21 protein-coding genes and 1 pseudogene are annotated in these 25,902 nt (G+C 67.6%); 10 read left to right on the plus strand and 12 right to left on the minus strand.

The genetic code is table 11. From position 1 onward, the window contains the following. Positions 1-26: 26 nt before the first annotated feature. The 6 genes from trxB to GV792_RS05100 form a co-directional block, all read right to left on the minus strand. On the minus strand, positions 27-1,013 hold the full coding sequence (trxB, locus tag GV792_RS05075; RefSeq protein WP_163822456.1) for a thioredoxin-disulfide reductase: 987 nt from the start codon (positions 1,011-1,013) through the stop codon (positions 27-29). Positions 1,014-1,090: 77 nt separating this feature from the next. Then, complete coding sequence (locus tag GV792_RS05080; protein WP_163822457.1) at positions 1,091-1,894, minus strand: hypothetical protein; 804 nt, start codon at positions 1,892-1,894, stop codon at positions 1,091-1,093. Between the two features lie 105 nt (positions 1,895-1,999). Next, positions 2,000-2,557: an RNA polymerase sigma factor SigM gene (gene sigM / locus GV792_RS05085; RefSeq protein WP_256668420.1), complete on the minus strand. Its 558-nt coding sequence runs from the start codon at positions 2,555-2,557 to the stop codon at positions 2,000-2,002. Positions 2,558-2,871: 314 nt separating this feature from the next. Then, entirely contained in the window at positions 2,872-6,591 is a 3,720-nt protein-coding gene (locus GV792_RS05090) for a murein biosynthesis integral membrane protein MurJ (protein ID WP_175583998.1), read from the minus strand. Between the two features lie 790 nt (positions 6,592-7,381). Further along, positions 7,382-9,943 carry a DUF6049 family protein gene (locus GV792_RS05095; protein WP_163822458.1) on the minus strand — a complete coding sequence of 854 codons (2,562 nt, stop codon included), beginning with the start codon at positions 9,941-9,943 and terminating at the stop codon, positions 7,382-7,384. After that, positions 9,940-10,476, minus strand: coding sequence for an NUDIX hydrolase (locus GV792_RS05100; protein ID WP_081597542.1), 537 nt, complete (start codon positions 10,474-10,476; stop codon positions 9,940-9,942). Before GV792_RS05100 ends, GV792_RS05095 begins: the two co-directional genes overlap by 4 nt. Positions 10,477-10,612: 136 nt before the next feature. Between GV792_RS05100 and GV792_RS05105 the strand changes: the two genes are divergently transcribed. Then, positions 10,613-12,079 (plus strand): CCA tRNA nucleotidyltransferase, encoded by a 1,467-nt coding sequence (locus GV792_RS05105; RefSeq protein ID WP_163822695.1) that lies wholly within the window; start codon positions 10,613-10,615, stop codon positions 12,077-12,079. A 6-nt stretch (positions 12,080-12,085) separates the two neighbouring features. Here the strand turns inward: GV792_RS05105 and GV792_RS05110 are convergent, their stop codons facing one another. Further along, complete coding sequence (locus tag GV792_RS05110) at positions 12,086-12,901, minus strand: hypothetical protein (RefSeq protein ID WP_163822459.1); 816 nt, start codon at positions 12,899-12,901, stop codon at positions 12,086-12,088. Between the two features lie 152 nt (positions 12,902-13,053). Between GV792_RS05110 and GV792_RS05115 the strand changes: the two genes are divergently transcribed. The 3 genes from GV792_RS05115 (at position 13,054) to GV792_RS05125 (ending at position 15,601) form a co-directional block, all read left to right on the plus strand. Continuing rightward, complete coding sequence (locus GV792_RS05115; RefSeq protein WP_163822460.1) at positions 13,054-13,809, plus strand: LamB/YcsF family protein; 756 nt, start codon at positions 13,054-13,056, stop codon at positions 13,807-13,809. A 153-nt stretch (positions 13,810-13,962) separates the two neighbouring features. Next, positions 13,963-14,664: a 5-oxoprolinase subunit B family protein gene (locus GV792_RS05120; protein WP_163822461.1), complete on the plus strand. Its 702-nt coding sequence runs from the start codon at positions 13,963-13,965 to the stop codon at positions 14,662-14,664. A 46-nt stretch (positions 14,665-14,710) separates the two neighbouring features. Next, a complete protein-coding gene (locus GV792_RS05125) occupies positions 14,711-15,601 on the plus strand; it encodes a 5-oxoprolinase subunit C family protein (RefSeq protein ID WP_163822462.1) in 891 nt (296 codons plus the stop codon). A 7-nt stretch (positions 15,602-15,608) separates the two neighbouring features. Here GV792_RS05125 and GV792_RS05130 read toward each other — a convergent pair whose 3' ends face one another. Continuing rightward, positions 15,609-17,231, minus strand: coding sequence for a DUF4185 domain-containing protein (locus tag GV792_RS05130; RefSeq protein ID WP_163822463.1), 1,623 nt, complete (start codon positions 17,229-17,231; stop codon positions 15,609-15,611). A 210-nt stretch (positions 17,232-17,441) separates the two neighbouring features. Between GV792_RS05130 and GV792_RS30050 the strand changes: the two genes are divergently transcribed. Next, positions 17,442-18,152 (plus strand): hypothetical protein, encoded by a 711-nt coding sequence (locus GV792_RS30050; protein ID WP_163822464.1) that lies wholly within the window; start codon positions 17,442-17,444, stop codon positions 18,150-18,152. A 98-nt stretch (positions 18,153-18,250) separates the two neighbouring features. Here GV792_RS30050 and GV792_RS05140 read toward each other — a convergent pair whose 3' ends face one another. After that, positions 18,251-19,582 (minus strand): MFS transporter, encoded by a 1,332-nt coding sequence (locus GV792_RS05140; RefSeq protein ID WP_163822696.1) that lies wholly within the window; start codon positions 19,580-19,582, stop codon positions 18,251-18,253. A 156-nt stretch (positions 19,583-19,738) separates the two neighbouring features. After that, positions 19,739-20,206, minus strand: coding sequence for an NUDIX hydrolase (locus GV792_RS05145; protein ID WP_163822465.1), 468 nt, complete (start codon positions 20,204-20,206; stop codon positions 19,739-19,741). A 292-nt stretch (positions 20,207-20,498) separates the two neighbouring features. Here GV792_RS05145 and GV792_RS05150 point away from each other — a divergent pair, with 292 nt between their 5' ends. Together GV792_RS05150 and GV792_RS05155 are read left to right on the plus strand one after the other, a co-directional pair. After that, positions 20,499-21,290, plus strand: a complete 792-nt coding sequence (locus GV792_RS05150) for a pirin family protein (RefSeq protein WP_163822466.1) — start codon at positions 20,499-20,501, stop codon at positions 21,288-21,290. Positions 21,291-21,390: 100 nt separating this feature from the next. Further along, positions 21,391-21,864: a DUF4190 domain-containing protein gene (locus GV792_RS05155; RefSeq protein ID WP_163822467.1), complete on the plus strand. Its 474-nt coding sequence runs from the start codon at positions 21,391-21,393 to the stop codon at positions 21,862-21,864. Here GV792_RS05155 and GV792_RS05160 read toward each other — a convergent pair. Next, positions 21,842-22,366 carry a hypothetical protein gene (locus tag GV792_RS05160; RefSeq protein ID WP_163822468.1) on the minus strand — a complete coding sequence of 175 codons (525 nt, stop codon included), beginning with the start codon at positions 22,364-22,366 and terminating at the stop codon, positions 21,842-21,844. The two genes, GV792_RS05155 and GV792_RS05160, sit on opposite strands and share 23 nt — an antisense overlap. Before the next feature lie 132 nt (positions 22,367-22,498). On the opposite strand from GV792_RS05160, the gene GV792_RS05165 reads away from it, so the two are divergent. From GV792_RS05165 to GV792_RS05175, 3 genes are read left to right on the plus strand one after another with little or no spacing between them, the layout of a single operon-like run. Beyond that, entirely contained in the window at positions 22,499-23,350 is an 852-nt protein-coding gene (locus GV792_RS05165; protein WP_163822469.1) for a helix-turn-helix domain-containing protein, read from the plus strand. A 10-nt stretch (positions 23,351-23,360) separates the two neighbouring features. Beyond that, complete coding sequence (locus tag GV792_RS05170) at positions 23,361-23,741, plus strand: DUF397 domain-containing protein (protein ID WP_163822470.1); 381 nt, start codon at positions 23,361-23,363, stop codon at positions 23,739-23,741. 34 nt (positions 23,742-23,775) lie between these two features. After that, entirely contained in the window at positions 23,776-25,788 is a 2,013-nt protein-coding gene (locus GV792_RS05175) for a M13 family metallopeptidase (RefSeq protein ID WP_375154286.1), read from the plus strand. Positions 25,789-25,796: 8 nt separating this feature from the next. On the opposite strand, the pseudogene GV792_RS05180 reads toward GV792_RS05175, so the two are convergent. Continuing rightward, positions 25,797-25,902 (minus strand): annotated as a pseudogene (locus tag GV792_RS05180) (M13-type metalloendopeptidase); the annotation flags it as partial.

The following is a 25,902-nucleotide window of genomic DNA, read 5'->3' on the forward strand; positions in this document are numbered from 1 at the left end:
CCTTGTGAAGCAGCAGGTCAGGCAGATCAGTTGGCGGGGACCGCGACCGGGCGGCCGGCGTGGTCGAGGGTGTTGGCGGTGATATCGCCCTGGTCGGCGAGCCAGCGCTCGGCGTCGATGGCGGCGCGGCAGCCGGTGCCAGCGGCAGTGATCGCCTGACGGTACGTGTGATCGACGAGGTCGCCCGCCGCGAAGACGCCGGGCACCGCGGTGGCGGTGGACGGTTCGACCACCTGCACATAGCCCTCGTCGTCGAGCTCGACCTGGCCGCGCACCAGTTCGCTGCGCGGATCGTGGCCGATCGCGACGAACATGCCGGTGGCGGCGAGTTCGGAGGTTTCGCCGGTGCGGGTGTCGCGCAGGGTGAGACTGGTCACGCTGGTGTCGCCGTTGACCTTGGCGACCTCGGCGTTGGTGACGAAGCGGATCTTCTCGTTGGCCTTGGCTCGCTCCAGCATGATGCGCGAAGCACGGAATTCGTCGCGGCGATGCACGACGGTGACGCTCGAGGCGAACTTGGTGAGGAAGGTCGCTTCCTCCATGGCCGAGTCGCCACCGCCGACCACGACGATGTCCTGGCCCTTGAAGAAGAAGCCGTCGCAGGTGGCGCACGCGCTGACGCCGCGGCCGAGCAGTTCCTGCTCACCGGGGACGTCGAGGTAGCGGGCGGCCGAGCCCATGGCGAGAATCACGGCGTAGGCCTCGAAGGTTTCGTCACCGACGGTGACCTTCTTGATCGGTCCACTCAGGTCGATGGCGTCGACGTCTTCGGTGCGGATGTCGGCACCGAAGCGCTTGGCCTGGTCGCGCATCTGCTCCATCAGGTCCGGGCCCATGATGCCGTCGCGGAAACCGGGAAAGTTCTCCACCTCGGTGGTGGTCATCAGGGCGCCACCGAACTGGGTTCCCTCGAACAGCAGCGGCTGCAGTTCCGCGCGGGCCGCGTATACCGCGGCGGTGTAGCCGGCGGGGCCGGAGCCGACGATGATCAGGTCGCGAACTGGCGTGCTCATGGGGCCCTTCCGAAAGACATCAACTGGACGTGTCGGTCAACAACAGCGTAAACGCACTTGTTCCCCGGGTGAGCGCGCTATCCGATGTCGGTGACGGCCAACACTCTCGGGTCGCCCACACTGCAGCCCGGCTCGACCACGAGGGCGGTGATCTTTCCCGGTGCGGTGCCCGCGACCAAGATCAGGACCGCATCGGCTCCGCGGAAGGTGATATCGGAGGAGCCGAGGACTGTCCGGTCGTATCCGGCGGCCGCGACGCAGCCTGCCAGCCGGGTCGAATCGGCGAGTGGGCCCGCGACATCGTGGCGGCCGAGAGCGCCGAGGGCGACGGTGGCGTTCAGGTCGTCTCCGGGTGACGTATCGACCGTGGTCGGGGCGGCGGTGGGGCTGACCGAGCTGTCGTCACGCACGGTGGTGACCACGATGGCAGCGCATGCGATGACCGCCACGGCCGCAGCTGCCGCGGTGAGCCTGCGCATCCGGCGACGGCGCCGCTCATCGAGCGATACCACCGGAGCCACCGAACCCGTTGGCGTGGCGGGTGATTCGACGTCGGACTGCGGTGCCTCGGGTAGCCGCGGCAGGTCGGTTGTCCGTAGGATCGGTTCCGCGTCCGGTTCGGCGTGTCCGAGTTCCTCGGCCCATTGCCGCAGTCGCGCGGACACATCGTCGGGCATCGGATGGATGATTCGGTCGTCGCGGCCGAGGGCGCGCACCTGCGCGCTGACCTCGTCGAGCGACCGTAGGTACTGCTGGGCCTCCGGATCGCCGTGGACCGCGGGCCACAACTGTTCGCTCTGTTCGCGCGAGAGGTTGTCGGCGTGCAGGTCGGCGAGCAGCTCCGCCGAAAACGGAGGCTGCGGAACGGATCGGGTCGCCATCGCACCTCCAAAGTGTTCTTACATTTGACCTTGCACGCAGCCCGGCGGATGCCAGACGGCGGTTACATCGTCTCGTGGTTCGTCACTATTACTGACGCAACAGGGTCACATCCGGTTCCCTGGATCCCGCAGAAATTCCAAACGTTCTCCGAGCCGCTGCCTGGCGCGGGCGCACCGGCTTTTGATGGTCCCCTCCGGCACACCGAGCATTGCGGCTGCGTCCGACACGCTATACCCCTCCAAATCCACCGCGACGATGGCGGTGCGCTGGTCCGGTGGCAGTGAGAACAGGGCGCGGTCGACCACCATCGACATCTCCAGCCGGGCGAAGTCGTCACGTTCGTCGGCGGGCTCCGGCATGTTCTCCGGGGTCAGCGAGAACGCGCGCCTGGTCTTGTTGCGCCGGATGCGGTCCAGGCAGGCATTGACCACGATCGCGTGCAACCAGCTGCGCACCTCGGATTCGGCACGAAACGAGCCAGCGGTGCGGTGCGCCGACAGCAGGGCGTCCTGCAGCGAGTCGGCGGCGTCCTCACGGGTATAGGACGTGCGCACTGCCGTCTGCCAGAGGTGGTCATTATGCCTGCGTAGCAGTTCGGCGAAGGCGTGCGGAGCCCCGCTCGCATGGGCTCGCAGCAGTTCGGCATCGGTGGCCTCGCCCAGAACGAACGCGCCCGCGCGCGCGGCGCCGGGCTGTGGCCTCCCCCTGCGGAAGCCCTCGTTCACTTCGGACGACAATGCCAACCCCTTGGACGCGCTCACCAGAGTGACCGGCCGGCATGGCCGAACACCGAAGAAATAGCAGCATGCAGGGATCGAAACGCCTGATCCCGAGAGGCTCCCCTGCTGAGAGCGCGAGCAGAATCATAACGTGGGTAACGATTCGGTAGCAACCGAACCATGATCAGCCGGACAGCGCGACCTTGCCGTGATATTTGCGGCGTTATGCCTGGTGAGAGGCGGTCTGCTCGGCTGGGTCAGCGCGCGGCGTCGAACCGGATATCGGCGATAGAGGACTGGAACTGCCCGTCGGAGTTTCCGAGGCCGGTGATCCAGACCAGGACATATCGGGCGGCCTGATCGGCCTCGACGGGGATCTGGGTGACGCCGTCGACGAGGGTCGCGGTGCCGATGAGCTGAGTCTGATCGAGCGTCGGTGAGGTGGTCGGCGAGGTGCGGATCTCCACCCTGGTGCCGGGGCTGGGCGAGTTGATCGCGACATTGGTCAACTTGGCCGGGCTCGGCAGCGTGGCCAGCAGGCCGACGCCCTTCTTCAGCGCCGGGAACTGCTGGAAATACTGATCGGTGCGCCACACGGTGGACGCATTGTTGTCCAGGACGGAGCTGACGCCGCTGACGTTGTCCGGGGTGCCTTCGGGAGAGAACACCGACACGCCCGTGACCGGGACCGGCACGCCCGCCTTGGGCGCGGGAGCACCCGGTGGCGCGGCAGGTTCGGCCGGCGCCGAATTGGCGGTGGTCAGGCCGATATTGCGTTGTTCATTGAGCGGCTCATCCGAGGCGCCGGGTGCGAAGACACTCACCATCCACCAGATGATGATGCCGACCACCAATGCGGTGAGGATGCCGAGCCCCACCATGATCCACATCATCCGCTGCGACTTCTCCCGTTCTGCCGCAAGCAGTTCGGGATCGGCCAGCGACTCGTCGGCCGGAGCGGTGGCGCGCTGACCAAGACGCAGCACCGGAATGAAATCGGTCTTCTGATCGACCACCGAGGCCTGCTCGAGCACATGCTGCACGGTCGCAGCGGTACGCACACCCTTGTTGGGCTCGAGCGACCTGACCGCGACCGCTGAGATCTCGAACGGCACCTCCGGCCGGATCTGACGCGGTTCGACCGGAGTGCCATCGGCACCGAAATCGGCCAACCGCAGCCCGCCGACGGTGGCGGCACTTCCGGTGACGCCGCCGGCGCGCAGCGGCCAGCGGGCGGTGATCAGTGCGTAGAGCATGGCGCCGAGACCACGGACGTCGGACTGGGCGTCGGAATCGGCCAGGGTGCCGGGGAATGCGAGGACCGCATCGCCCGAGGCGCTGATCCGCACCCGGTCCGGATGGTCGATCGACAGTGAGCCACCGCCACGGTGGGCCATTTCGGCGGCCGAGGCCAGGGCCCGGATCGCGCGAGCGGCGCCGATCGGGGACGGCACGGTTTCGGCCATCTCCCGCAGCGAGCGGCCGGGAGTCCATTCGGCGACCACGATGCCGCCCGAGCTGCCTCGCACCACATCCAGGACGCGGGCCAGGCCGGGCGAATTGATCCGGCCGAGGCGCAGCGTTCGCGACAGGATGGCCTGGGGGCCGTCATGGCCGGAGTTGTCGGAGGCCTGCTGGTCGGCGTCGACGAAGGTCAGCGCGACCTCGCGATCGAGCTTGATGTCGAGCGCCTGCCAGAACTTCAGACCGCGGGCACCGCCGTGACTGGCGAGCAACCGATAGCGGCCGCCCGCGACAGAGGCGCCGGGCAGCAGCTTCGGGCCGCGCGGACTCCGGCGCGCACTGCCGCCGTCACCGCCGCCGACGGGCGGCATGACCGGCAGCATTCCGGTGTCGTACATCGGATCGCGTGGCGGCGCATGACGTTCGGTCCGGTCGTCTGGCTGATCGGCGTCGTACGCCGATTCCGCGGCCTGCGGGTCGATGTCGCCCGGCTGCTGCGCGGATGCGGAATCGGGCTGCTCCCCTGCGGCGAGCGGAACGTCGGTGGAGAGCCCGCCCGCCGTATTCGCAGCTGATTCGGCGGCTGGGACGCCGCCCACCGCGTCGTCGCTCACCCTCGGTCCTCCTTCGCCCTGATGTGTCGCAACCCCGGCGAATTCGCCACTTGTGCTTCTCTGCCGAACAGGGTACGGGAACTCGCCGACCCCGGTGATGTCAACAGCATTCGAGCGGATAACGGGCAGCACCATGGTCTGTGCATCCATGGGGTCGTAATGGGAGTACGCCAGGTAGGGATCCGGCCTCCGCAGAATGGTGGTGGCGTATTCATCCTCGACCGGTTCGTCCAGACCCAGATCGGGTGCGGGCGGAGTGATGCCGAGCTTGCGTGAGATCGCCACGGTGATGGCCACGATCTCCGGGATGCCGGCCAAGCGCATGAGACCGAAGGCGACACCGAACATCACCAGTGAGGTGATGGCGACCCGGATGAATGAGCCGGGCCCGTGCAGTGCATCCGACAGCCGGTACAGGCCGAGCACCTTGTCCACGATCAGCATCACCGCTCCACCGGCGGCAGAGGCCAGCACGACGCGGGTGATGGTGTGCCCGACATTGGCCATCCGCAGATCGCCGAGACTGCGATGCAGCAGGTAGCCACCGATGAAGGCACCCGCGGTGAAGCCGATGCCGGTGGCCGCGCCGAGGATCATGACCACCTGGTCGCCGTTGCTCGCGAGGACCGGCGCCAACGCAGAGCCGATGATCTTGACCGTGACGATGCCGAGAATGATCCAGGTCGGCGTCCAGGCTTGTTCCCTGGCGTAGAAGACACGCAGGTGGATCAGCACCAGCGAGTACGGGATCAGCGTAAAGGCCGACCAGCTGACCGCCTGGCCGAGGCGTTCGGCGTCCTCGGCGAACCGGGCGTAGCCGAACAGCGCGTCGCCGACCTGCGGGCCTGCCAGGGTCAGGAAGATGACGATCGGGATCAGCGCGATCATCGTCAGCCTGGTCGCGGCGGATAGGTCGTCGACCACCGCGGGGGTGTCGTCGTTGGCGGCGTTGCGGCTCAGCCGCGGCATGATCGCGGTGAGCAGGGTGACCCCGAGCACGCCGTAGGGCAGCTGTAGCAGCGCCCATGCGTTGTTGTAGATCGCCGGGCCCGCCGCGTCGGCCTGCGAGGAGATGTGGTTGGCGAAGATCGTGCCGACCTGGCTGATCAGCACGTAGAGGATGATCGCTGCGCCCATGGTGCCGAACTGCTTGAGCCGCTCGTCGACACCCCACAGCGGGCGCAGGTCGATCTCCTCGCGCCGGATGGCGGGGATCAGCACCAGCGCCTGGGTGACGACGCCGAGGGTTACGCCGACGCCGAGGATGAGCAGCTTGGGATCGCCCATCTTCACCGGGTCCAGCGAGATCTCACCAGGGGTCAGCGCGTACAAGCCCAACGTGACCAGCACGACGATGTTGTTGAACACCGGCGCCCAAGCACCGGGCTTGAAGTTCTGCCTGGTGTTCAAAATGGCCGTGAACAGGGCGGACATCCCGTAAAAAAGGATGGCAGGCACCAGCAGGTACGTCAGCGCGGTGGTCAGTTCGGTATTGACCTCGCCGTCGGCGGCGACGAACAGATGAGTGGCAAGGATCGGGGCGGATGCCGTCGCCAGCAGGGCCGCCGTCGCGAGCACCACGAATGCCGCGGTGACAAGTCGCCGCACGAATGCGGCACCACCGTCGGGATCCTCCTGTTCGGCGCGCACCAGAGTCGGCACAACGATCGCGGTGAGCACGGCACCGAGCACCAGTTCCGCGACCATGTTCGGGATCAGGCTCGCCGAGAGGAACGCACTGGCGATCGCAGGGCCGAGAATGGTGAGCAGCAGCAGCTGCTTGCCGAAACCCGTGATGCGGCTGATCAGGGTGGCGAAGGCGATGGAGCCGGAGTCACGCAGCAGGCGAGCGTTGGCGCTCTCCTTCGTTTCGGCCTTCTCGGCCACGACGACCGGCATGCCCTTGGTGCTCGGCCTGCTGCCGGATCCGGCGCGGGACGGCACGCGCTCGGGCGGTGCGGGGCGCTGGGCGGGACGGCGCACTTGTGGCTGCGGCTGCGTCGGCGGGCGGTTGGGCGGTTGTTCGCCCCGATACGCCGGACGATTCTGTCCCTGGGATGGCTGTGCGTGCTGCGGCCCGGCGGGGCGCTGGGGAGGCTGCGGGCGGCCCTGGCCTTGCGGCGGTTCGGGACGCGGCGGACGGCCGGGCTGCGGCGGCCGGCCCTGGTGTGGCGGTGCCGCGGGTGCGCGACGCTGCTGCGGCATCTCGCCGCTCCGAGGATGGCCCCCACCCTGCGGCGGCATGCCCTGCGGTGGAATCCGCTGCGGTGGCGGCATGCGGTGGGGTTGCCCCGGCTGTACGGGACGACCGGGCTGCGGCGGCGGACCCGGCCGCTGCGGACGCAGTTCGGCCGGATAGCTCTGCTGCCCGGGATGTGCGGGCCGTTGTTGTGGTGGCGGTGGCACGCGGCGGCCGGGGCCGGGAGGTTCGGCCGGACGGCTGATGCGCGGTGCTCCCTGCGGACCACCGCGGGAATCGCCGGTCATCCCTGGCTCCGAATGCGGCCCGCGCTCCCACGGCGCCGCGGGCGCCCGGCGGGCCGGCGGTCCGCCGGGGCGGTCGTCAGGTCGCTGATGAGCGAATTGATCATCGTCGCCCATCATGCCTCCTGTGCATCGCCGGGCAGCGGAACCAGGCGGTTGTGATGAGCTGCGTCGTGCCGAAGCACGCCACGGGTAACTCGCTCATCTACACCTCCTGTTGCTGTCCTTGCTGCCGAAGTACGCGCTTACGCGCCCGTCGGTACCTGTTCACCCGTCGCCGGATGCCAGGGTCGACGCCCTTGTCGGCGGGATCCGGCTCTCCGTGGAACCGGCGCCACAGGCGGCGTCCGGCCAACAGGAACAGCAGTATCCCGGCACATGCGGTAATTATCGCCAGCGTTTGACCGTACGCGTTCGAACGCACCGATACCGACGTGGCGTTGCCGAGCGGCACCCCCTCCGGCGTGGTAAGCGAAATCGGAATGACCAGGTTACGGGAGTCGCTGACCTCGGTGGGGATCTGGAAGGAGCGGGTGCCGCGGGGTGGCAGCTGCTGTTCGCCGATATCGGTGATCTTCGTCTCGGCCGGTGCGTCGATGCGGAACCTGATCCGCACCGCGACCGGTAGATCGTTGCGGGCGACCAGCAGCAACGGGCTCTGCTCGGAGGCCAATGTGTACACCCCGCCGGGCGGCAGCACGGTGACCGAGCGGAACATGTTGTCGAGCGCGACCGTGGTCTGTTCCAGCCGACGTTGGGCGAAGGTATCGGCCAACGCGGTCTCACCGCGGCGATCGGACAGGCTCAGCGTGCGCACCAGATCGTCACGCAGCGGGGTGAGGAACTCCTGTGGCGTCGGCTCCGACTGCGGCACTTCGACCAGCGCCCGCATCAACTCGGTGATCCGATGTCCCTGATCGCGCACCGGCGCGACGAATCGGTCCGGTGCCGCGTCCTGGGTCGCCTGCGCGAGATAGTCGACCTGATAGGGCGCGGTGTCGGCGGGCTGGGCAAGCAGCTGGGTGAAGGTACGTGGGGTCGCCAGGTTGTTCTCCAGCAACAGATCGAGCTGCCGCAATACCGCGACGGCCTCGTCCCGGTTGGCACCCCATTGCTGCGGAGGCACCAGCAGCGCCGAACGCGGCCGGTCCGGACGCGGATTGAGCGCGCTCCACGACACGGCGCCGAGCGCGTCCTGCAACCGGGCGGTCCTCGAGTCCTTGGTGACTTCGTAGCGGACCTGATCGGGGGTGAACGAGGGCGTCGGCGGGTTGGAGCCCATCGCCGCCAGCGCCGTCGCGGACCAGATATCGAAGGTCGCGGCCCGGAGGGCCGGATCGTCGGCCGGTTCCGTTGTGCGTGGCGTCGGGGCAGGCGCGGCAGAGGGTGGTGTTCCGGCAGGCGGAACGGGAGCGGGCGGCGCGGGTGCGGTGACGCCGGGCAACCGGACCACATCGGGAGTGCCGGGCTCAGGCTCGGTGCGAGCGGTGCGGGTCGCGGTGGAACGTCCGGTGACGCCGGTGCGGGCCGAGGAGATCTCGGGGTTGTCGGCCGGTGCGACGGCGTTGTCGGCCAGCACCGCAGTGTTGAAACCAGCGGTCCGCAGCAGCACGCCTGCGCTCGCGTCGATAGTGCCGGAATCGGGCAGGCTCACCCCGCGCACCGAGCGGGTGGACAGGATGGAATCGACGACGTCGGCCGGCGCTTTCAAGGCCCGCGCCGTGAGCTGCGGATCGTTCACCGCGGCCAGCGCGGATACGTCCACCTGCGCGAAGGGCAGCGCGACCGTGCACACGGAGGAGGAGAGCGTGCGGAGCCGGTCCAGCCAGGCCTGCGCCTGTTCCGAACCGGTCCCCGCCCTTGTCGCTCCGTCGGGGTCCGATGGGCTGGCCAGGACCCGGTAGTCCTCGGTCATCGCCTGCACCGTGAGCAGCAGATCCGGGTCGACTGCCACACAGACTGCCGACGCCAGTCGCTTGTCCCGGCCCGCGTCGGTGCCGAGCGCGGTCTCCAACGCATCGAGCAGCTGTTCGAGCCTGCCGCCCTTGCCGAGCGATGAGGCCAATTCGTCATCGGTCAGTTCGGGGATCTCATCCACCGTCCCCGGCTGCCCGGCCACCAGCCGCGGTCGATCCGCCAGCGGCCACACCAGCGTGGTCGCCACCGGCGGCGCGGGTGGGGCAGGCACGGGATGGGTGTCCCCGGCCGAGGCGGGTGGCAGGCCGAGCACCGGGAGCAGGAATCGGGCGTCGTCGAGGCGGGCCTGATTGCCGTAGGCCGGTTCCCCGTTGACGTTCAGCAGCAGCGGGTACACCCCGGGCTCGGTGATACCGAGCGAGGCGCCGGTGTCGTCGGCCCGCAACGCGATGCTCAGTGTGAACTGGCGGCGCTGACCGGGGCTCAGCCGTTCGGCGACGTCCTCGAAGGGGCCAGCCATGTCGTAGTTGGCCTGATCGAGCCGCAGCGCGGTGCGCAGCCCACTCGGTTCGCTGACCGCACGCGCGCGCTGCACCCGGACGCTCACGTCGTCCACCACGCGGTCGCCGATATTGGTGACGGTGCCGGACACGGTCAGGACCGGATCGCTGGTCGTGGTCACCGCGGTCGGGGTCACCGAGTCGAGCGAGAGCTTGAGGAATTTTGGCGACGAGGCTTCACCGGACTCGCTCGGCTGCGCGTCCGCAGGCGGTTCGCCCAGCACCGGTAGCGTCGCCACCGCGCCGAGGATCGTCAGGACCGCCACGATGATTCGCAGTCCACGCGTCATTGCTTGCCGGTCTCCATCCGGTCGATCAGCCGGTTCGCCACCTCCGCCAGGCGCCGTTCGTCGGCGTAGGCGAGCCGGGAATCCAGTTCACTCAACGGGACCCACGCCACCTGGGTGACTTCGATGTCCGCGTCGGACAGTTCACCACCGACCGAACGCAAAAGGAAATGGTGCACCGTTTTGTGTACCCGCCGACCGTCGGTGACGAACCAGTAATCGATGCTGCCGAGTTCGGCGACCACCACACCCTGGATGCCGGTTTCCTCGGCGACTTCCCGGATCGCGGTCTGCTCGGAGGTCTCGCCCTCCTCGATATGACCCTTGGGTAGCGACCACAGCAGCCGTCCGCGCCGATCGGTGCGGCCGATCAGTGCCGCGCTGCGCTGTTCGCGTGGCCCGTCGAGGCCATCGACGACGAGCCCGCCCGCGGAGGTCTCCTTGACCGTACGCATGCGTGGTCGCGCCGCATTTCCGGCCGAACCACGGCGCCGGGGCTGGCGGCGTCGACTGTTCGCGCGATCGGCCGGGGACACCAAGCAATCCTAATGGACGCAGCCGGTGCGGCCCTCCACAGACCGCGCACGGCCGGAGCGAATGCGGAGGTCCGTCCCGCCGCCTCGCTGGGTAAGGTTCACGTTCGTGGTTTCGACCGGCCCCGACCCTGCCCAGCTGCCTGCGCAGTCCGATCATGCGCGGCTCGCGCCCGAACAGCGCCGTACCCGACTGCTCGCCGCGGCGGCGGTGACCCTCGGCAGGCTCGACGATGTGCTGACTCCGCTCGGCGAGTTGTTCGCCGCGCGCGGATTCCACCTGTATCTGGTCGGTGGCAGCGTCCGGGACGCGGTCCTCGGCAGACTCGGCACCGACCTCGATTTCACCACCGATGCCAGGCCCGAGCAGGTACAGGACATCCTGCGCGGCTGGGCCGATCACCTGTGGGACACCGGGGGCCTGGCTTTCGGCACGGTCAGCGCGGCCAAGGCCGACCAGCAGTTGGAGATCACCACCTTCCGTAGCGACAGCTACGACCGGGTCTCTCGCAATCCCGATGTCACCTTCGGTGACACGCTGGAAGGCGATCTCGTGCGCCGCGATTTCACCGTCAACGCGATGGCGGTGAAGATCGCCGCGGACGGTTCGTTGGAGTTCGTCGACCCGCTCGGCGGGATGGACGCCTTGCTCGAGGGCCTGCTCGACACCCCGTCGACGCCGCAGGAATCCTTCGGCGACGATCCGCTGCGCATGCTGCGTGCCGCCCGATTCGTCTCCCAGCTCGGTTTCGAATTGCATCCGCGGGTGCGTACCGCCATTTCCGAGATGGCGGGCGAGATCGAGCGGATCACCGCCGAACGAGTTCGCACCGAGTTGGACAAGCTCATCGGGGGCGCGCATCCCATCGATGGCATCAACATCATGTGCGAGACGGGCCTTGCCCAGCTGGTCCTGCCCGAGGTGCCTGCGATGAAGCTGGAGATCGACGAACATCACCAGCACAAGGACGTGTACTGGCATTCGCTGACCGTCCTCGACCAGGCCATCGACCAGGAGGAAGGCGATCCCGACCTGGTGCTGCGCTGGGCGGCGCTGCTGCACGACATCGGTAAGCCGGATACCAAGCGCAACGAAGCGGGCGGCGGCGTCAGCTTCCATCACCATGAAGTGGTCGGCGCCAAAATGGTGCGCAAGCGCATGCGTGCGCTGAAGTATCCGAAGCAGTTCACCGAGGACGTGGCCCGGCTGGTCTTCCTGCATCTGCGGTTCCACGGCTACGGCAAGGGCCAGTGGACCGATTCGGCGGTGCGCCGCTACGTCACCGATGCCGGTGATCTGCTCCCCCGACTGCACAAACTGGTGCGCGCGGACTGCACGACCCGCAACAAACGGCGCGCCGCGGCCCTGCGCGCCACCTACGACGATCTGGAGACCCGGATCGCGCTGCTGCAGGAGCAGGAGGATCTCGCTCGGGTCCGCCCGGACCTCGACGGCAACGCCATCATGGAGCTGCTCGACCTGAAGCCCGGCCCCGATGTCGGCAAGGCCTGGCGGTTCCTGAAGGAGCTTCGGCTCGACCGCGGCCCGCTGACCAGGGACGATGCTGAAGCCGCGCTCGTCGAGTGGTGGAAAACCCAGAGCTGAGCCCGGTCAGAACACGATCAGCGTCGTCCCCGCGACGATCGCCGAGCGCATCTGCGCCAGATCGAACGAACCGCTGACCTCCGGTAGCTCGACGCGGAATCGCACCAGCTCGCCATCGCGGGTGGCGTGCACGACGCGTGCGTTATTGGGCAGCTCGGGTAGCCGGATCGGGCGCAGGGTGCGCATCCGGCGCGGAATCGGGATGCCGAACCAGCCGGCCCGGCGGACATCGAGCGCGAGCATATTGTTCTGCACCGTGGCATCGGCGATAGCGGTGATCCGGCGTTGCCGGTGCACGGCTTTGATCAGGCCGTCCGGCGCGACCGACAGTTTCCAGTCCAGCTGCTGATCGTTGATCCAGTCGATCAGCGCGGCTGTGGTGACGGTGCCCTCGATATCGAGCTGCGCGGTCCGCACCCTGGTCGGCACGCCGGGGATGAGCCGGACACCGTGTGCGATGACGGTCATCTCGCGGATCGGGTGTCGATCCCAGCTCAGCTCGGTCAGCACGGTTTTGGTTTGGAAATGTGCGCCGCGGCGGCGGACCTTCAAGACGTCGAGAGTCGCGGTCAGATCATGTCCGAGCAGGGTGGCGCTGACCTCTTGGCCGCCGAATCGGCTGAGAATGCCCTCGCTGAGCATCGTCATCAGCACGTCCGGCATGAGCGCGGTGACGGTGCCCGCACCCAGATCTGCGACCGGATCCACCCACGCGGTGGTGTAGGAAATCCACTGCTCCAGCCAGGATTGCTCGAACAGCCGCTTGCCGAAGTCCACTGCCCACAGCGGTGACCAGGACTTCGGGTCGAAATACGTGGCCATGATTGCTCCGAGAGTACTGGCCTACCCGTCGCGCGACCACGGACGAATCCGGCATCGACGGCTGCCGATACCTCGCGACCGGCGTTGAACTGCGATCCTTGTCTCGGGAATCACACCCCGAGGAGAATGGGTACCGGACGGGAAGGACGCGCATGGCGCTGGATCTGAACAGCGATCTCGGCGAGGGATTCGGGCCGTGGACGATGGGCGACGACGAGGCGATGCTCGATATCGTCACCAGCGCCAACATCGCCTGTGGTTTCCATGCCGGTGATCCGTCGATCATGCGCCGGACCTGCGCGTCGGCCGTCGAGAAGGGGGTGCGCATCGGTGCGCACGTCGGTTACCGCGATCTCGCGGGGTTCGGCCGCCGGGTGATCGAGGTGGCGCCGGGCGAGCTGCGCGACGAGGTGCTGTATCAGATCGGTGGCCTGGACGGTTTCGCTCGCGCCGAGGGCGACAGGGTGCGCTATGTGAAGCCGCACGGGGCGCTCTATCACGCGGCGGCACGGGACAGGAAAGTCGCCGACGCCGTGTTGGCCGCAGTGGCAGAATACGATCCTGAACTCGCGCTGCTCGGCCCCGCAGGCACCCATCTCGAACATGCGGCCGGCCATATCGGGGTGCGGTTCATCGGGGAGGGTTTCGCCGATCGCGGCTACACCCCGTCCGGTGAGCTCGCCGATCGCGGTGCGCCCGGCGCATTACTGCATATGAACGAGGCGGTCGCCCAAGCGGTCTCGATCGCCATGTCCGGTACCGCCCGCACCGTCGGTGCGCCGGGCGAGGTCACCGTGCGCGCGGCCAGCATCTGCGTCCACGGTGATACGCCCGAGGCGGTGGGGATGGCGCGGCTGATCCGGGAAACCCTCGACGAGGTCGGGGTGGTGGTCGCGCCGTTCAGTTGAGGTGGTGTTGTCCTTCTGCGCTGCCCTGCGTTGTTGTGCCGATTCGGCGGGTGGCCCGCGAACGGCGGTGTGTGACGACGGGATCGGACACCCTCGATCGCCGACGTGGGTCGCGTCAGGGCCGTACCATCGTTGGCCTGGAGGGAGGCGCTGATGACGACATCGACAGGTCCGGCGCCGCACGGGGCGCAGTCGGGGACCGATACCGGAGTGATCCGCGCGGCCGGTGATCGGGCCTTTCTGATCATCCCGCATCCGGTGGCAGCGGTCACCGAACTGGCTGCGACACTGCGCCATCGGCCGGTCGACGGTGTTCAGGACGTCTTGCCCGCCGCGGAAACCGTGCTGGTGACACTGCGGTCGAGCCGAGATGCCGAGCGGGTCCGCAAGGCCCTGCACACCGTGGTCGCCGAGGTCGCGGAGCACACCGATTCCGGCGACGTTTCCCGTGGAACATTCCCCGAGAGCGATCCGGTCCTGATTCCCGTGCACTACGACGGCACCGATCTGGCTGACGTCGCCCGCACCCTCGAGTTGACCGTCGACGAGGTGATCGCCGCGCATACCGGAACCGTATGGCGTTGCGCCTTCGTAGGTTTCGCGCCGGGCTTCGGATACCTGTGCTCCCCCGACGAACGCCTCGCCGTCCCACGTCGGGCGGAGGCGCGCACCACCATACCGGCCGGAAGCGTTGCGCTGGCAGGAGGTTATTCGGCCGTGTACCCCCGCAAGTCGCCGGGAGGCTGGCAGCTCATCGGACACACCGAAGTCGACATGTGGGACGTCGATCGGGAGCCGCCCGCCGTGATCCGCGCCGGTACAGCGGTCCGCTTCGTCAACGTTCAGGAGGGGTGATGAGTGCGGGCCGTGCACCGAGCGACGGTGGAGCGGGGTGGCGACGATGAACAGCGCCGGTGCTGCGGTGAACAGCGAAGATGCTCGACTGCTGGTCGAGCGGGTGGGCCCGTTGGCAACCATCCAGGACCTCGGCCGTCCCGGCTGGTTCGATTCGGGGGTCGGTGTATCGGGCGCGGCCGATCGTGGTGCGCTCCGGCTGGCCAACCGGCTCGTCGGTAATCCCGAGGGCCACGCCGGAATCGAGGTGCTGCTCGGTGGATTGACGATACGGACGCGCCGGCACACCACGCTCTCCGTCACCGGCGCGCCCGCCCCGGCCAGGGTCGATGGTCGCCCGGTCGGGCACGCGAGTGTGCTCGAACTCGAGCCCGATCAGGAGTTGTCGCTCGGCATCGCCGCTACCGGGCTACGCAGCTACGTCGGCGTGCGTGGCGGCGTGGATGTCACTCCCGTGCTGGGATCGCGCAGTCGCGACACCATGTCCGGAATCGGTCCGGCGCCACTACGTCCCGGAATCGAATTGCCGATAGGTCCTGCACCACGGTCGTTTCCGACCGTCGATCTCGCACCGGTGCCGGATCTACCTGCCGTATTGGATGTTCGAGCGATACCGGGTCCACGCGACGACTGGTTCACCGATGCCGACGTGTTGTTCGCGGGCAGATGGACGGTCAGTGCCGACGTCGACCGGATCGGGGTCCGGCTGCGGCGTGAGGCCGGCCCCGTGTTGGAACGCCGCCTCGGACAGGAGCTTCCGACCGAGGGTATGGCCCTCGGCGCCGTTCAGGTACCGCCGTCCGGGCAGCCGGTGGTGTTCCTCGCCGATCATCCGATCACCGGTGGTTATCCCGTGATCGCGGTCCTCGCCGACGCCGACGTCGACGTGATGGCCCAAGCGCGACCCGGTCAGACGCTGCGGTTCCGGCGCGTGTGAGCGGAGGTCAGGGCGGATCCAGGCGGGCGTGCACGAGGTAGACGTTGTAGCTGTCCCAGGCCGAGATGGTGAAGTACAGGTCCTGTGCGGTCGACCACGGGTGAATGAATCCGCCGTAAGACTTCGGGTATTCGGCGGTCGAAACCAGTGGTACCGCATCGGTCCACGCGCCCTGCGGTGCGGCCGCGGTGCGCAGGACGATCGCGCCACGCGCCGAATCGAGATACACCATCTGCCACCGATCCGATTCCGGGTCATAACGGACCGAGAGCTCCGAGGCGATTCCGGGCACCAGTGGGGTGGCGAGGTTTTCGGCGGCGGGCGCCCAGGTGCCGCCGACCCAGTACTGGTAGGCGGACTTGTTGAGCACCTCGTCCTTGGGCACTCTGGCCAGACCGATGACACCGATGCGACCGTTGGGTGTGCCGAACATGTAGACGTAATCACCCTGCGGCACCATCGCCGCCACTTGGAACCGGCCGAGGCCGAACAGGTTGTCCCACTTGGCGTGCTGGTCCTTGACCCAGGTGCTGCCGTTATCGTCGGAGTAGGCGATGCCGCCGTAGTTGGTCCACCACAGGCCGGGAATGCGGCTCCAGCGGTTCACCGACATATAGCTCAGATACTGTCGGTCACCGAGGGCGAATCCGGAGGTCGGGATGGTGGTGGTCTCCCAGTTCTTCAGCTTGCGGCTGCCGAGGAGTTCGGCGGCATGGCAGCGGCTGTCCTGCACCATCGTGTCGAGCTTCAGTCCGTCGGACAGATCTCGGTCGGTGCTGTAGCCGAGGACGTTGCTGCGCCAGTCCTCGTCCTCGCCGCCGGCTCCGCCTGGGCTCCAGCCTTTTCCGAAGGTGTCGCCGAACACCACCGCGACCTCACCGGGCCTGGTCTCCCACATGAGTCCGAGGTCGGTGCCGTCGACTTGCCAACGCATATCGGTACGGTTCGCCGAGCCGGGGCCGGTCACCTGCTCGACCAGCCGCACCGACTCCACCCGGGCCGGTGCGACCGCCGCGGACAGCGGGCCAGGCTCTTCGGGATGCACCACATGCGGCGGTGCGGGCTGCGGTGGGTCGCCCGGTTCACCGGGTACCGGAATCGGGATGGGCTCGATTTCGGGTTTGATCTGGATCTTCGGCAGTTTGATCGGTTCGGCCGAACCGGAGGCGCTTGCGCTACCCGACCCCGATCCGGAACCGCTACCCGAGCCGGACCCGGGTGCGGGCGGTGGTTGCGGGACGGAGGCGGGTTCCTCGGGTTTGTCGGTATCGCGAATGTCCGGGCACGGATTCCGGCACGGGTCCGTGGGCAACGGCTCCGGCACGATCCTGGTGTTGTCATGCGGCGGATCGGGCACCGGCACCGGCGTGAGCTGCGGAACCGGGATCGGAATATCGATCTGCGGTGGTAGCGGCGGTGCGGGCGGTTGCGACGGATCCGGTTCGCGCGCCAGCGGATCGAAACCGACCTCACCGCAACTGTTCACCGGCGGCGGCGCCCACGGATGCGGTGCAGCCTGCACGGGTGCGGGAACCGCGAGTACACCGGTGATCAGCACGCCGAACAGTGCGGGGCGATAGGGGGTGGCGGGGCGGGAGCGGGTACCGAGCGGGTTCGGCAGAAGTCCCATGACGCGGCGGCTCCCGGGTCGGATCGGATCGGGCGTATGCCTGATCCTGCGGCCCTGCGTGGTGACGCGAACGCTACCGCCTCCTGGCCCGACCGGATCAGTCGAAGATCAACTTACCGCGCGCGGCAGTGAATCCCGGGGATGAGGCATCGCCTCGACGAATGTTGTTCGAGCTGGAACCGGATCGGCCCCAGCCGCGTCCAAGCAGATATGAATGAGATCGAGTACGCCTTCGGAACCGGCGACGGCACCGTCGACGTCTGGTCGACGCAGGCGGATCTGGAACTGACCGGATCGCCGGACGCCGTGCAGCTGGACTTCGACGGCGACGGACTTACCGACGACGCCATGTGGGACACCAAGGGCGACGGCGTCGCCGATGTGGCCGCCCTTGACCTGAACGACGATGGCGTACTCGACGCCTTCTTCACCGATCCTTCCGGCACCGGCGTCTGGGACCACCAGATCACCGGCTCCGCCGCCGATGCGGCCAGCGAACCGTTGGACTGGGTCGTCCGAGGTGAAGCCCCACCTGCCCCCGACATCACCACCGCGACCGGTGGTTTCGATGCACCTACGGACCCACTCGCCGGGCACGCATCCTCGCCTCCGGCCACACCCGCGGACCCGGCTACCTGGCACGCCGCACCGCCGCATCCCGCGCCGCCCGCGGATCCGTTTGCCGGGCCGCGGGTGCCGGCACCCGCGGAGCAGCCGGGCGAGTATCCCGTGCCGCCGCCGATGGATCCGTTCGGCGGGCACCCCACACCAGCCGCGGACCCGTTCGCGCGGCCGGACGTGCAGCCCGGCACTCCAGCAGGCCTGCTGGTGCAGGTCAACCTCGAGATGCGGGTGAACGCGTCGCTCGGACTCCACGGACCGCCCGATCCGATCGGGTCCGCAGCCGACGGGCAGGCCTGATCGGTCAGTTCGTCCAGCCGGTCCGGGCCGGATCGGGACTTCGCCGACGTTTCGAGGGGGCGATGCGCGGAGTCGAGCCGATCCGCCTGGATACCGGGCTATTCGGCTCGGGCCGCGCGTCCCCTGCGGGTATTCAGTGCGATGGCCACGATTCCCGCGCCGTAGATGGCGGCCCCGGCCGACACCACCGGTAGCGATCGGCCGTCGGCGGGGACCACGAGTGCCGCCAGTGCGATGGCCAGCACGAACGCCACATTGAATACGGTGTCCTGGAGGGCGAAGACCTGGCCGCGGCGGGTGTCGTCGATGTCGATCTGCATCGCCGCGTCACCGGTGAGTTTGATGGTCTGGCCGGCCAGCCCGAACAGGAACGCCCCGGCCAGCAGTAATTGATGCGCCCGCCGCGCGGCATCGCCCGCCTCGGCCACCGCGATGGGTGTGACAAGCAGCAACTGCACCACCGTCGCGGTCACCAGGCCGACAACCACCGTGCGCGGTCTGCCCAGCCGCGGAATCAGCACCGGTGCGACCACCGCGGCCACCAGCATTCCGCTCGCCGTCGCGGCGATCGCCACTCCGAAACCGATCAGCCCACTATCCACCCCGGAGCCGTCCGAGGGTGCCTGCCGCAGCACCAGCACCATGGTCAGCGTGTTCACCCCGAACACGATCCGATGGGTGCCGATCCCGATCATGGCGGTGGTGACCTGCACCGATTCCCAGACCGCAAGGGCTCCGGTGCGCAATCCGGTGGCGATCGCGCGCACCGCCCCGGTCCGCGCGGCCGCACCTGCCTCGGGGCCGAGCGCACGCGGTGCGAAACCCGTCGCCAGCAGCGCGCCTGCCACTGATCCGACGGCGCTGGCCGCGACCGCGACCGCCGACCCGGTATCCCCCGCACCGATCAGCCCGATGACCGCGACCGAGGCCGCCGCACCCACCCCGGCACATCCCGAGGCGACGGTGGCAAGTACCGAGTTGGTCGGCACCAGCCAGCGTTGCTCCAGCACTCGCGGCAGTGCGGCCGACACCCCGGCCATGACGAAGCGGCTGATCCCGACAACGGCCAGCGCGAGCAGCAACAGCGGCGTCTCCCCGATCCCCGCCAGCAGGCCGATACTCACCACCGCGATCAGCACCGCACGCAGCACGTTCGCCACCAGCAGCACAGCACGCCGATCCCAGCGGTCCAGCAGCGCGCCCGCGTAGGGACCGATGAACGAATAGGGCAGCAGCAGTACCGCGAACCCGGCCGCGATGGCCAGCGGATCGGTTTCGCGTTCGGGGTTGAACAGGATCGCGCCGGAAAGCGCCGCCTGGAACATGCCGTCACCGAATTGGCCGGTGAACCGGACCAGGGCCAGCCGCGCCACACCGGGGCTCTCCCGCACGGCGATCCGAAACGCCCTGGCCTTCTCTCGCGCCGTCATCGGGGCCGTGTCGGGTGTGACCGGTGGTTCGCCGGATTCGTCCGCCGCGTGGCGGTTGTCGGGGCGAGCGCTGGACACGGCCGTGACGCTACCCGTCGCGGTCCGCGCGCATATTTCCGATTGCGTGTGGTGCCGCTCGCGGCTGGTCGGGCCGGATCAGCGAATTCCGGTGCTGACCAGCGAACTCACCGTTTGGCGCATATCCGGCGCCATGGGGAGATCGGCGAGTGCGGCGGCGTCGATCCAGGCATAGGCGTCGTGTTCACCCGGTGCCAGTTCGACCTGGCCCGGTTCGGTTTCCACAACGAAAGCGAATTTGCGGACCCGCGGCTTGGTTCTGGTGGCGTAGTCGAAGCTGCCGAGGAAGTCGGTGATCGCGCGAACCCGCAGACCGGTTTCCTCGAGCAGTTCCCTGGCGACACCGTCGGCGAACGTTTCCCCGGATTCGACGCCGCCACCAGGTAGTTCGTACATACCGCCGTGATAGTCGTCGGGCACGCGTCGCACGACAAGCAGTTTCTGTTCGCGAAATACCGCGACACCGACCACGAAGTCGGTGATCCCGTCGCGCTGCGCCTCGGAGCGGAGCTGCCGCTCGACGCGTGCGAGTGTTTCCGGTCGCATCCGGCCCATCCCTCCGGTTCCGTTGGGGCACATTCTGTTACGCCACCGCACCGATTCGACAGATCGGCCGGTACTGCTCACCTACCGTTCATCCGCTGGTCGCTCGCGTAAAATGCCGAGTGCAGACAATTTACTAGGCGTACCTCCGCATTCGCTGCGGCCATGCGCAGGCTGAGGTCGGACTTCGTCCGGCTGCGCCCGATTATGAATATGGAGTATCGCGAGCCCGCGGTCGCGGCGTGGTACTTCGACCGGAAAGGCGATGGTGCCAGGGCCCGAGAGGAGGACCGCGATGTCAACACTCACGACTCCACATATTGATGTCCATCGCGGCGGCGATCGCATGAAAACGCGAATTTCGTGGCTCGATTCGAAACACTCGTTCTCGTTCGGACAGCACTACGACCCCGATAACACTCATCACGGGCTGTTGCTGGTTAATAACGAGGATATAGTTCTTCCAGGTCAGGGCTTTGAAACGCATCCGCATAGGGATATGGAGATCGTGACCTGGGTGCTCGGCGGCAGTCTGGTGCATCAGGATTCCCTCGGCCACAGCGGAATCATCTATCCAGGTCTCGCCCAGCGGATGAGTGCTGGCACCGGAATTATGCATTCGGAGAAGAACGATTCCTGGCGGCTGGACGGTAACCGCCCCGAACACGACGAGCCGGTCCATTTCGTCCAGATGTGGGTGTTGCCCGACGAACCGGGTGTGGACCCGGGCTATCAGCAGCTGGAGATCGACGACCAGCTGTCGGCGGGCGGCCTGATCACCGTGGCGTCCGGGCTGCCCCGCTACCGCGACCGCACCGCCATCGCCATCAACAGCAGCCATTCCGCGCTGCACGTGGCCCGGCTCGCGGCCACCGAGCCCGGCAGTTCGGATTCGGTATTCGAATTGCCCGACGCGCTGTACCTGCACGTCTTCGTCGCGCGTGGCGAGGTCGACATGGAGGGTGTGGGTGCGCTGTACGAGGGTGACGCAGTGCGGATGACCCGCTCGGGCGGCCAGCGAATCACCGCAAGGACGCCCTCGGAGGTGCTGGTCTGGGAGATGCACGCGCGCCTTGGCGGTCCGTAGCCGCCGGTAGGGCCGGTGCGCCATTAACATTGTGGGGCGGCAGACACGATCAACCGACGCCGGACCCACCGACCAGCGGCCACCGCTCGAGAGGACCTCCATGTCGCAGTATCCGCCTCCTCCCGGTAATTACCCGCCCCCTCCGTCCGGTCAGTACCCGGGTCAGCCCGAGTACTGGCAGGAGTCGCCGCAGCGCAAAGGCCTGGCGATCACGGCGCTGGTACTCGGCATCCTGGCCGCTGTGTCCTTCTGGTCGGTATTCGGCGGTGTGCTGTTCGGGGTGTTCGCCGTGGTCTTCGGTGTCATCGCGGTGATCAAGGCGATGCGAGGAACAGCCGGCAGCGCCGTCATGGCCTGGATCGGGCTCATCCTCGGTGTGCTCGCGATCATCGGCGCTGTCATCGCGGGAATCATCTACTGGGGGTTCGCCGAAGACGCCGGCGTCACCGACTTCTACGACTGCGTGACCAAGGCAGGCAACGATCAGGCCGAGATCGACCGGTGCGAATCGGAGTTCAACCAGCGGCTAGAGGACAAGCTCGGCGTGACGGTCACCCCGACTCCTGCGCCCTGATCGCGACGGCCCGGGTCGCGGCGACGACGTCGCCGAACTCGGGCCGGTAGTCGCGTTCGGGCGGGTTGATCCAGACCCGGTAGCCGCTGTGCTCATCGGCCGGTGACGGCAGCACGATCTGGCTGCCGGGCAATGCCACCGACGCGCATTCGCGGAACAGGTCCGCGAACAGCTCGGTGTCCAGATACGAGTTGTCGATCGGCTCGGTCAGGAAGGTCCAGCGTGACGAGCGCGGATGGGCGACGATCGGCCCATTACGCATGCCTCGGCTGTCGAGCCGATCGTGCACCTGCTTGCCGAGCGCGGTGGGCATGGCGACTGCCCCGACCGCCCCGATCTCGAGCATGATGCGGCCGAGCGTCTGGTCGACGATGGCGAACAGGCCGTGTTCTTTGCGGTAGCTGCGGCAGCGGGCAATGGCGTCCTGGACCGCGAGGAAATTGAGCGGCGGATCGGACGCGGGATAACTGCCCGGTTCGGAATCAGTGCGGGACGTACTCATGACGAACCTCGCCTCGGCGCTGGTGGATCTCGTGCAGGAAGGGATCGACCGCTGACTCCGACAGTAGACCCGACCACCAGCCCTGACAATAGTCACACGCCGATGACTTCCGCGGGCGTAGCATCGGCAGCCATGGCACCCGTTTCACCGACAGTTGCCCGCTGGGAATTGGTGCTGCGGCTCCGTGAGCTGCGCGAACAGCGCGGCTTCGATTCGGCCGGATTCGCAAGGCAGGTCGGCTTCACCCCTGCCAACTGGTCGCATGTGGAGAAGGGCAGGCGGGTGCTGACCGCCAACACCATCGGCCCGGTGCTCGACCTGCTCGAAGTGGATCCCGAGGAACGCGCCGAACTACTGAATCTGCTGCGCGCGAGTAAGCAGCGCGGCTGGTGGGCGAAGTCGTCGGCGCTGATCGGCCCCGAACTGCAGCGGCTCTACGGTATGGAATACGGCGCGCAGAGCATCCGCAGCTACGACAGCTCGGTGGTGCCGGGACTACTGCAAACCGAGGATTACGCCAGGGCACTGATCAGCGCCGATGTCATGATCCGGCCGGTGCAGGTGGAGCAGCTCGTGGCGATACGCATGCACAGGCAACAGCGGCTGCGTGGACCCGATCCGGTGGAGCTGACCGCCGTCGTCGGGGAAGGCACCCTGCGTCAGGAGACCGGCGGTCCGGATGTGCTGCGAGCCCAGCTGCGTCATCTGGTCGATCTGATGACCGCACTCGACACCCTCGAGGTGCGCGTCATCCCGTTCACCGCGCCTGCGGGCGCGGTGCTCGGCGGGTCGAGTTTCCATCTGATCGACTTCGCCGGTGAGCAGGTGCCGACCTTCGGTTGGGCCGAGGGTGCCGTGTTCGGCGGCGCCGTCGACGATCCGGAGCAGGTACGAGATCTGAGCTTCGCCTATGTCCGCGCACTCGAGCAATCATTGCCGCGAGAGGAGTCATTATCCCTGCTCAGGCGGTATGCGGTCGGGTAAAATGCGGCACATGGCCATCACCGCGAAGTACCGGCCGCATGCCAGCGGCTGGTTCACATCGAGCAGATCCAACAACGGGAACCAATGTGTCGAGGTTCGGTTCGATGGTGATGCGGTGCTCATCCGTGACAGCAAATATCGCCGCAACCCGGCCAATCGCTCCGACGAAGAGCCCGTCATCACCGTCACCGCATGCGAATGGACCGCATTCATCGACACCGTCTCCGGACGAGGGCACACCACCAGCGTCCTGACCGTGCACACTGCCGAGGACGGCCACACCAGGCTCGGCCACGGCGCCACCACCCTCACCTACACCCCCGAGGAGTGGGAGGCATTCCTCGCCGGCGCCACCGACGGCGAGTTCGACCGCATCATCCTGCCCGCTTGAACGTCACCCCACGGAGGTCACGCCCACCGGCATACTGGTGGTCGTGACCTCCGAACTGACCAGTCCCTCCGGTATCGACCTGTCCTACCTCGACCCGGGCGTTCGGGTGCAGGACGACCTGTTCGCGCACGTCAACGGCGCCTGGCTGCAGTCGTATGAGATTCCGGCCGACCGTGCCGTCGACGGCGCCTTCCGTACGCTCTACGACCAGGCCGAACTCGATGTCCAGGCCATCATTCAGCAGGCGGGCGGTGCACCGGGCACCGAAGGCCGCAAGGTCGCCGACCTGTACGCGAGTTTCATGGATACCGAACGGGTGTCCGCCGCCGGGCTCGTGCCGATCACGGGTGAACTGTCGGCGATCGGCGAGGTCGCCGATCGGACCGCGTTCGCCGCACTGCTCGGCAGGCTGCAACGCACCGGCGTCGGCGGCGCGCTCGCGGTGTACGTCGACACCGACGATAAGGATTCCCAGCGCTACCTGGTGAATCTCACCCAGTCCGGTATCGGGTTGCCCGACGAGTCCTACTACCGTCAAGACGAATTCGACGCGATCCGCACGGCCTATATCGCCCATATCGACCGCATGTTCGCCCTCGCGTCTGCCGACGAGGCCATTGCCGGGCTGCTGCCCTCCGAACCCGTCGGCCAACGGGTGTTCGAGCTCGAACGCAAGCTTGCCGCCGGGCATTGGGATGTGGTGCGCCGCCGCGAGGCCGAACTGAGCTACAACCTGCGGACCTTCGCCGAACTGGCCGCCGAACATCCCGAATTCGATTGGCACGCTTGGTCGGCCGCCCTTTCGGAGACCGCGGCCAAGGATTCCGGCGAACTGTTCGCCGAGCTGGTCGTCCGCCAGCCCGACTACCTCGGCGTCTTCGCACGCACCTGGGAGCAGGAATCGCCTGCCGATTGGCAGGCGTGGGCGATGTGGCGGGTATTGCGTTCGCGCGCCGCTTATCTCACCGATCCGCTGGTGGATGAGAGCTTCGACTTCTACGGCCGCACCCTCACCGGCGCCGAGGAGAATCGGGAGCGCTGGAAGCGGGCGGTCTCGCTGGTGCAGGATCTGCTCGGCGAGGCGGTCGGCAAACTGTATGTGGAGCAGCACTTTCCGCCCGCGGCCAAGGAGCGGATGGTCGAGCTGGTGGAGAACCTGCGGGAGGCCTACCGCCGGAATATCTCCGAGCTCGAGTGGATGGGACCCGACACCAGGACCGCCGCGCTGGCCAAGCTGGACAAGTTCACTCCGAAGATCGGCTACCCCGACCGTTGGCGCGACTATTCGGCGCTGGAGATCGCCGCCGACGATCTGGTCGGCAACTACCGGCGCGGGTACGCCTTCGAAGTCGACCGTGATCTGAACAAGCTGGGCGGCCCGGTCGACCGGGACGAATGGCATATGACGCCGCAGACGGTCAACGCCTACTACAACCCCGGCATGAACGAAATCGTCTTCCCCGCAGCGATTCTGCAGCCGCCGTTCTTCGATATGAATGCCGACGATGCCGCCAACTACGGCGGTATCGGCGCGGTGATCGGGCACGAGATCGGCCACGGCTTCGACGATCAGGGCGCCAAGTACGACGGCGACGGCAATATGGTCGACTGGTGGACCGATGCCGACCGCTCCGAATTCGCCAAGCGCACAAAGGCATTGATCGACCAGTACGGAGTGCTGTCACCGAAGGATCTCGCGGACGAGCACACCGTCAACGGTGAGTTCACGATTGGCGAGAACATCGGCGACCTCGGCGGCCTCTCGATCGCGTTGGCGGCATACCGGATCTCCCTCGACGGCGGCGAGCCACCCGTCATCGACGGGTTGTCCGGTTTGCAGCGGGTGTTCTACGGCTGGGCGCAGGTGTGGCGCACGAAGGCTCGTCCGGAGGAGGCCATCCGCAGGCTGGCCACCGACCCGCATTCGCCGCCGGAGTTCCGCTGCAACGCGGTGGTCCGCAATATCGACGCCTTCCATGAAGCCTTCGATATCCAGCCGGGTGATGCCCTGTACCTGGAGCCGGAAGAGCGCGTCAAGATCTGGTAGTGACGACAAAACAGCGGCGGGGAATGCGGGTCGGTGGCCAGCCTGCGGATGGCCTCCTCCGGACGAGCCTTCGTGCGCCACACCTGCGCCCAGCCGTAGAACACCCGCTGCAAA

This window comes from Nocardia cyriacigeorgica (assembly GCF_010868145.1).
GTDB classification, from domain to species: Bacteria; Actinomycetota; Actinomycetes; order Mycobacteriales; family Mycobacteriaceae; genus Nocardia; species Nocardia cyriacigeorgica_D.